The organism is Amycolatopsis sp. NPDC104819, from assembly GCF_055583145.1.
The window spans coordinates 48,760-56,364 of record NZ_JBVJON010000001.1; the positions used below are offsets into that span (position 1 = coordinate 48,760).

At 71.1% G+C, this 7,605-nt stretch carries 8 protein-coding genes; 3 read left to right on the forward strand and 5 right to left on the reverse strand.

Annotated elements, in window-relative coordinates; translation table 11 throughout:
* Positions 1-27: 27 nt before the first annotated feature.
* Positions 28-1,668, reverse strand: a complete 1,641-nt coding sequence (locus ACZ63E_RS00230) for a TM0106 family RecB-like putative nuclease (protein WP_465333134.1) — start codon at positions 1,666-1,668, stop codon at positions 28-30.
* Between the two features lie 91 nt (positions 1,669-1,759).
* Between ACZ63E_RS00230 and ACZ63E_RS00235 the strand changes: the two genes are divergently transcribed.
* Positions 1,760-2,221 carry a DUF6474 family protein gene (locus ACZ63E_RS00235; protein ID WP_465334319.1) on the forward strand — a complete coding sequence of 154 codons (462 nt, stop codon included), beginning with the start codon at positions 1,760-1,762 and terminating at the stop codon, positions 2,219-2,221.
* Positions 2,222-2,275: 54 nt separating this feature from the next.
* Here the strand turns inward: ACZ63E_RS00235 and ACZ63E_RS00240 are convergent, their stop codons facing one another.
* From ACZ63E_RS00240 to ACZ63E_RS00255, 4 genes are read right to left on the reverse strand one after another with little or no spacing between them, the layout of a single operon-like run.
* Positions 2,276-3,244, reverse strand: a complete 969-nt coding sequence (locus tag ACZ63E_RS00240; RefSeq protein WP_465333136.1) for a glycine betaine ABC transporter substrate-binding protein — start codon at positions 3,242-3,244, stop codon at positions 2,276-2,278.
* Positions 3,241-4,020, reverse strand: a complete 780-nt coding sequence (locus tag ACZ63E_RS00245) for an ABC transporter permease (RefSeq protein ID WP_465333137.1) — start codon at positions 4,018-4,020, stop codon at positions 3,241-3,243. Before ACZ63E_RS00245 ends, ACZ63E_RS00240 begins: the two co-directional genes overlap by 4 nt.
* The gene (locus ACZ63E_RS00250; protein ID WP_465333139.1) at positions 4,017-5,183 is read right to left on the reverse strand and encodes an ABC transporter ATP-binding protein; all 1,167 of its coding nucleotides are present in this window, start codon (positions 5,181-5,183) and stop codon (positions 4,017-4,019) included. Before ACZ63E_RS00250 ends, ACZ63E_RS00245 begins: the two co-directional genes overlap by 4 nt.
* Positions 5,176-5,823, reverse strand: coding sequence for an ABC transporter permease (locus ACZ63E_RS00255; RefSeq protein ID WP_465333140.1), 648 nt, complete (start codon positions 5,821-5,823; stop codon positions 5,176-5,178). Before ACZ63E_RS00255 ends, ACZ63E_RS00250 begins: the two co-directional genes overlap by 8 nt.
* 306 nt (positions 5,824-6,129) lie before the next feature.
* Between ACZ63E_RS00255 and ACZ63E_RS00260 the strand changes: the two genes are divergently transcribed.
* Together ACZ63E_RS00260 and ACZ63E_RS00265 are read left to right on the forward strand one after the other, a co-directional pair.
* A complete protein-coding gene (locus tag ACZ63E_RS00260; RefSeq protein ID WP_465334320.1) occupies positions 6,130-6,624 on the forward strand; it encodes a hypothetical protein in 495 nt (164 codons plus the stop codon).
* 78 nt (positions 6,625-6,702) lie between these two features.
* Positions 6,703-7,467, forward strand: a complete 765-nt coding sequence (locus tag ACZ63E_RS00265) for a YcnI family copper-binding membrane protein (RefSeq protein ID WP_465333141.1) — start codon at positions 6,703-6,705, stop codon at positions 7,465-7,467.
* Positions 7,468-7,605 lie beyond the last annotated feature (138 nt).

Sequence of the window (7,605 nt, forward strand, 5' to 3'; positions counted from 1 at the left end):
AGACAAGTGTCTTAGTTGGCGAACTACTCAGAGATCGAACATGTACGGGACTTCGGTCTGCGCCCGGGCGTCGATCCACTCGCGCAGGGCACGGGTCGCGAGGACGTCGTCCTCGTTGTAGCGCAGCAGGCGCACGCGCTGGCCGTCGTCCGGGATTTCGCCGTCCATGCCGACCGCGTCGCGGTACCAGCGCATCGACGCCTCGCCGCCCGCTTCGGGGTCACGCCACGAGAACCCGGCGACCGGGGCGATCACCTTCAGGCCCTTGCCGTGGGAGCAGAGGAACTGGTCGGTGACACTGCGGAAGAGGTCGACCCACTCCTCGGAGTCCACAAAGGACTGGATGGCCTTCTTCGTGGGCACCCCGGGGTGGTCGCCGAAACGCTCGACCGAACCGAAGAGCCAGCGGTTCTCGGCGAGCGCGTTGTAGCAGTACGCGCGGAAGGTCAGGCCCGCCGCTTCGGTGCGCTCGCGGACGTCCGTGAGCCACGCCCAGAACTCCGCGAAGGACCGCGCCTCGTCGCCGGTGGGCAGCGGGTCCCACGTCGCGAAGGCGCGGTAGCCCGGCTCCAGCCCGATGTCGGCGCCACTCAGCAGGCAGCCCCAGAGGTACGCGCCCGCGTCGCCGAAGCTCTCCATGTCGACGTCGACCTCGACGTCGGCGCGCGGGACCTCGACCCGGTCGACGCGGCGGACCAGCGTCAGGTCGGCCAGCCAGGCGCGGGCGAGCACGACGGCGTCCGGGAACGTGACGCCCGTCCAGTTCACCGCCGGCGGCTCGCCCGCCGGGTCGAGCGCCGCCAGCTCGTCCACAGTGGACACGCCGGCGCGGCGCAGCTCCATCGCGTCCTCCCCGCGGACCACCAGGCTGACGTCGCGGGTTTCGGTGAGCAGCGCTTCGCACGTCGGCCACCACGGGCAGCGGCGGCACTCCAGCACGCGCGACGGCTCGGCCAGCGGCTCCTCGCCGTTCGCGGCCGCGGTGGCGATGGCGAGCCGGTCGGCGAACCGGACCTGGTACTCGGTGAGCGCGCTGCGCCCGCCCGGCCAGGTGCCCGCCGTGAGGTCGTGCCAGACGACGACGTCGGCGTCGAGGCCGATCACGCCGCCGACGACGAGGCTTTCGTCGGCCTGCCCGAGCGTCTGCAGCATGCGGCGGATGTGCACCAGCCGCAGCTGGTCACGCGGCTGCGACCGGACCTTGCGGCCCTCGTCGGAGCCGCGGTTCGCCGGGTCGAGGTCGGTCGGCCCGGTGACGATCGCGCCGGCGCCGCGGTCGGTGATGCGGTGGCGCACGACGAGCACCGGGACGTACCCGCGGCCGGTGCGGACGAGCAGGTCGATGCCGCCGCGCCGGTGCCCGGCCGGGTCGACCGGCAGCAGCGCGCCCCAGATGTAGGGCGCCTCCGCGGCAAAAGCGCGTTCGGTCTGCTCGACGCGCTCGTGAGCCGGGAGGTCACGGCCGATCTTCACCCAGGCGCCGGGGTTGGCGGCCATCAGCCGGGTGACGATGTCCTCGCGGTGCGCGGTGGCGTCGGCGATCCGCTGCTGCGCCGTGGGGTCCGGCGGGGACAGCGGCACCTCGCGCATCGTCGGGTCGTGCTCGAGGTGCACCCGTCGCCGGCAGCGGCTGACCGCTCCCGCGTCGAGTACCACCTCGCCCTTCATGGAGATCACTCTAGATTCCCCCGGCCGAGCCGACATGCCCGCCACCCTGGCGCACAGTAAGTTCGACCTCGACACGTCGCAGGAGGGTGCCATGGCGCGCAAGGCCAAGGTCGAGGGTGAAGGCCGATTCACCCCCAAGAAGGCGAAGAACGCGGTCGCGGTGGCCAAGGTGCTCGGCCCGGCCGTGATCCCGGTCGTCGCGCCGTACGCGGTGCGCGCGGCGGGCGCCGCGCGGGAGATGTACGACCGCTACCAGGCACGCAAGCTCGGGGTCGCGGTCGACAAGCTGGGCGAGTACACCGGGCGCGGAGCGGCGCTGCACGCGCGGATCGCCGGCCTCGCCGAAGGCTGCCGTGACCTGCAGAAGTCCGACAAGGCGTCGAAGGCCGACCAGGACTTCGCGAAGGACTCGCTCGGAACGCTGGAGCAGCTGTCGGCGACGGTCCGCGCGGCCGAGCGCATGCCGGCGGCCCGGCGCAAGTCGGCCCACCGGGCGGTGGCCGGCGAGCTGGAACGGCTGGAGGGCCAGCTGCTGCACCGGCTGGGCATCTGAGCCGGAGACGACGAACGGCCCCGGCGCGCGCCGGGGCCGTTCGTCGTCTGGCTGTTACTTCACGAAGCCCTTCTTGACCATCCAGTCGTGGGCGACCTTGCCCGCGTCCTGGCCGTCGACGTCGACCTGCTTGCAGAGCTGGACCATCTGCTCGTTGTCGAGCGCCGCGCCGACCGTCTCGAGCGGACCGCGGATGTCCGGGTGCGCGTCGAGGAAGTCCTTGCGCAGCGTCGGGACCGCGTTGTACTGCGGGAACGCCTTCTTGTCGTCCTCGAGCACCCGCAGGTTCAGCCCGGAGATCCGGCCGTCGGTGGTGAACACCTCGCCGACCGGGCAGGTGCCGCCCGCGACCGCCGAGTAGATCGTGCCGATGCCGAAGTTCTCGATCTTCGGGTTCTGGAAGCCGTAGGCCTTCACCGCGGCCGGGAAGCCGTCCTGGCGGCTGGTGAACTCGGTCTCCAGGCAGAACCGGTTCTGGTCCGGGTTCTGCTTGAGGAACGCCGCGAGGTCCGACGTCGTCTTCAGGTTGTTCTTCGCGCCGTACGCCTCGGTGACGGCGAAGGCGTACTGGTCGTTGAGCGGCGAGTAGTTCAGCCAGCTGACGCCGAACTTCTCCTCGTCGGCCTTGGCCGTCGCGTCGTACTGCGCCTTCTCGCCGCCGGGCACCGGGAGCTCGTTGCCCTGGTAGTTGATCCAGCCGGTGCCGGTGTACTCCCAGGTGACGTCGGTCTGCCCGGACAGCAGCGCCTGCCGCGACGAGTTGGACCCCTTGATGTCCGACAGGTCGACGACGTCCGCGCCCGCCGCGGTCAGCGCCATCTCCGACAGGTACGCCAGGATGATGTTCTCGGTGAAGTCCTTGGACCCCACCGTCACCTTCAGGCCCTGCAGCGACGGGATCGGCTGGATCGTGCCGGGCTGGATGTCGTAGGGCACCCCCTGGTTGACCGTGAGCCCGCACGCCGAGAGCGTCGTGCCGAGCACCGCCACCCCGAGGGCCGCCGTCAAACGCCGGAGTTTCATCGCAGCCCCTTCGGTCCGAAGAACTGTTCCGCGACCGCGCCCAGCCAGTCCACCAGCAGCGCCAGCGCGACGGCCAGCACCGAGCCGGTGACGAGGACCGAGGTCAGGTTCAGCTTGTACCCGGTGTCGATGAGCAGCCCGAACCCGCCGGCGTTGACGAACATGCCGAACGTCGCGGTGCCGACCGCCAACACGAGCGAGGTGCGCAGACCGGCCAGGATCAGCGGGACGGCCAGCGGCAGCTCGACGCGCCACAGCACCGCGCTCGCCGACATCCCGATGCCGCGGCCCGCGTCGATCAGCGCCGGGTCGACCTGCTGGATGCCGACCATCGTGTTCCGCAGCACCGGCAGCAGCGAGTAGAAGGCCAGCGGCAGCGCCGCCACCCACAGCCCGCCGACCGCGCCGGTGACGATGAACCACAGCACCAGCACACCGAGCGCGGGCGCGGCCTGGCCGATGTTCGCGATCGCGAGGAAGACCGGCGCGAGGAACCGCGCCCACGGCCGGGTCACGATCACCCCGAGCGGCACCGCGACCACCACGACGATCGCGGTCACCACGAGCGTCATCAGCACGTGGTCCCACAACGCCGTGAGCAGCGACGACGCGTTGAGCGTCTCCTTCTCGGTCGCGGTGAGGCCGCTGGAGAACACCCAGATCAGCGTGACCGCGACGATCAGCAGGACCACGCCGGGCTGCGCGAACAGCCGGACGCGTTCCGCGCGTTTGGAGCCGGACTCGGTGCTGAAACCGGTATCGACGGCAGCCGTCATGCGGACACCTCCTCACCGTTCGTGTGCTCGTCGCGCAGCTGCTGGATCGTCGAGATGACGGTGTCGAGCTGGATGGTGCCCGCGTACTCGCCGCGCGCGCCGGTCACCGGCACCGAACCGCCCTCGGCGAGCATCGCCTCGAGCGCGTCCTGCAGCGTCGACTGGAGGCTGACGATGTCGCGCAGCGGCTTGCCGGCGTTGGCCAGCGACGCCCCGGCCCGCAGGTCGCGGGCGTGCACCCAGCGCGTCGGACGGCGACGCGCGTCGAGGACGAGCGCGAAGTGCTTGCGCTGCTCTTCGAGCTTCTTGCGCAGCTCCTCCGGGTCCTCGTCGACGCCGGCCGTCAGCGCGTCCTGCGCCAGCTCGACGTCACGCACCCGCAGCAGCGTCAGCTGCTTGAGCGACGCGCCCGCGCCGACGAAGCCCGCGACCGTGTCGTTGGCCGGGTTCGCCAGGATCGCCTCGGGTGTGTCGTACTGCATGATCGACGACTGGTTGCCCAGCACGGCGATCTTGTCGCCGAGCTTCACGGCCTCGTCGAAGTCGTGCGTGACGAAGACGATCGTCTTCTTCAGCTCCGACTGCAGCCGCAGCAGCTCGTCCTGCAGGTTGCCGCGGGTGATCGGGTCGACCGCGCCGAACGGCTCGTCCATCAGCAGCACCGGCGGGTCGGCCGCCAGCGCGCGGGCTACGCCGACGCGCTGCTGCTGGCCACCGGAGAGCTGGCGCGGGAAGCGGTCGCGGAAGTCGGCCGGGTCGAGCCCGACCAGGTCCATCATCTCCTCGACCCGGTCGTTGACCTTCTTCTTGTCCCAGCCCAGCAGGCCTGGGACCACCGCGATGTTCTGCGACACGGTGAAGTGCGGGAACAGCCCGGCCTGCTGGATCGCGTAGCCGGTCCGGCGGCGCAGGGTGTCGACGTCCAGCTTCAGCGCGTCGTCGCCGCCGATGGTGATCCGGCCGGACGTCGGCTGGACCAGCCGGTTGATCATCCGCATCGTGGTGGTCTTGCCGCAGCCCGACGGGCCGACGAAGACCACGATCTTGCCGGCCGGCACGACCATCGAGAAGTCGTCGACCGCCGCCTCACGCGTGCCGGGGTACCGCTTGGTCACGTGCTCCAGTTCGATTTCGACGCCGGAGACTTCCTCGTTCTCAGCCACGGACACCCCTAGAGATGGTGAAGCGCTTGATCAGGACGTAGACGCCGTCGAGGATCAGGGCGAGGATGACCACCCCGACCGTCCCGGTGACGGCTTGGTTCAGGGAGTTCGTGCTCCCCGCGTTCGTGAGCCCGGAGAAGACCTCGGCGCCGAAGCCGGGGCCCTTCGCGTAGGCGGCGATCACCGCGATGCCCATCAGCATCTGGGTGGCGACCCGCATCCCGGTGAGGATCGCGGGCCAGGCCAGCCGCAGCTCGACCCGCGTGAGCACGCCGAAGCGGCTCATCCCGATGCCGCGCGCGGCATCGGTGATCGCCGGATCGACGCCGTCGAGCCCCACGATGGTGTTCCGGACGATCGGCAGGAGGCCGTACAGCACCAGCGCGATCACGGCCGTCGTCGGGCCGAGCCCGGAGAGCGGGATCAGCAGGCCCAGGAGGGCGAACGACGGAACCGTCAGGATCGTGCTGGCCAGCGCGGTGGCCACGGCCGACCCGATCGGGCTGCGGTAGACCGCGACCCCGATCAGCACGCCGAGGACGGCCGCCAGGATCGTGCACTGCACCACCATGCTGGTGTGGAGGTAGGCCTCCAGCCACAACTTGCTCGCCCGGTCCGAGATGTACTCGAAGAGATTCATCCGTGTCCGCACTCCCGCCCGCGTCCGTGAGGCTTCACCCGAACGGGCTAGCTCCTGACCGACGGCTCAATACCCACCGTGCGCCGAAGCCAAACCCCCGTTCCCGGCCTCGTTGATTCCGACACCGTTCCTTATCCGGGCGTGATCGGCAACAACAACGCTGAACCGATCCGGCCTGGCAGCCGTGAACTCCATGTGTGCTCACTTGCCGGGATCGCGCGATCACCCGGTGGCGCGTCACCTAGGCTGCTCCTCATGAACGGTCCGGCACGGCGTCCCGCCGTGCTCGGAGCTACCCGCGGTGTGTTGCTGGCCGTGTGCGCCGCGGTGCTGTCCGTCACCGCGCACCGGATCGCCGACGGCGGCCTGCCCGACCCGGCGATGACCGTGCTGCTCACCGGCCTGTTCGGCTGGACGGCGACGGCGCTCGCCCGCAAGGCACGCGGGACCGTCGCGACGATCACCCTGCTGGGCGCCGCCCAGCTCGTGATGCACCTGCTGCTCACGACGCTGTCCGGCCACCACGACATGTACACGATGCCGGGCCGCACCGGCCTCGGCATGCTCACCGCGCACGCCGTCGCGACCGTGCTGACGGCGTTGCTGCTCGCCAGCGCGGACGCGACGCTGCTCACGGTGCTGGCCGTGCTGCGCGCGATCCTGCCGCGGCTGCTCACCCCGTTGCCGGTGCTTTCGGCCGCTCCTTCGCCGATCCCGGCCCGCACCGCGGCCCCGGACCACCTCGTCGGCGTCGACCTGCGCCGGATCCGCGGGCGGCGCGGCCCGCCCGTCCACTCCTGAACCCCAGCTCGTCCCCCTTGCCCGGCCGGTCCCCGAACCGCGCCGGTCCCCTTTCTTGAGTTCATCAGGAGTGAACCCATGTCCCAGCACGTCTTCAAGCGCGCCGGTTTCCTCGCCGCGACCATCGGTGTCGCCGGTCTCCTCGGCACGGGCGTCGCGTCCGCGCACGTCACCGCCAACGTCTACGGCGCGCAGCCCACGAAGGGCGGCTACGCGGCGATCGTGTTCCGCGTGCCGAGCGAGGAGAAGGACCCCGTCAAGACCACCAAGGTCGTCGTCGACTTCAAGGGCGACTACGGCATCGGGTCGGTCCGGACCAAGCCGGTTCCCGGCTGGACCGCCGACGTGACGAAGTCCAAGCTGCCGACCCCGGTCAAGAAGGACAACGGCACGGAGATCACCGAAGCCGTCACGGCGGTGACGTGGACCGCACAGCCGGGCAGCGAGCTGTCCGCCACGAACTACCAGGAGTTCGAGGCCAGCTTCGGCCCGCTGCCCACCAACGTCGACGAGGTCGAGTTCCCGGCGCACCAGACCTACAGCGACGGCAAGGTCGTCGACTGGAACCAGCCGACCCCGGCGGGCGGCGAGGAGCCGGAGCACCCGGCGCCGGCGGTCAAGCTGGCCGCGAAGGCCGCGGAGGGCGACGCGCACGGCACTATGGATGCCAACACCGCGTCGACGACCGGTGAGCAGACCCAGGCGGCCGCGTCGACGTCCGACAGCACCGCCCGCTGGCTCGGCGGGGCCGGCCTGCTGGTCGGCGCCATCGGCCTCGGCGTCGGCGCGGGCGCGACCATCCGGGCTCGCAAGGCCACGGCCAAGTCGGGAGGCAGCAACTAGATGCGGAAGGCGCTCGTCGCGCTGGTGTTGACGGTGGTGGGGGGGTGTTTGGCGTGCGCCCCCACCCCCCCTCCCCCCCCCCCCCCCCCCTCCCCCCCCCCCCCCCCCCCCCCCCCCCCCCCCCCCCCCCCCCCCCCT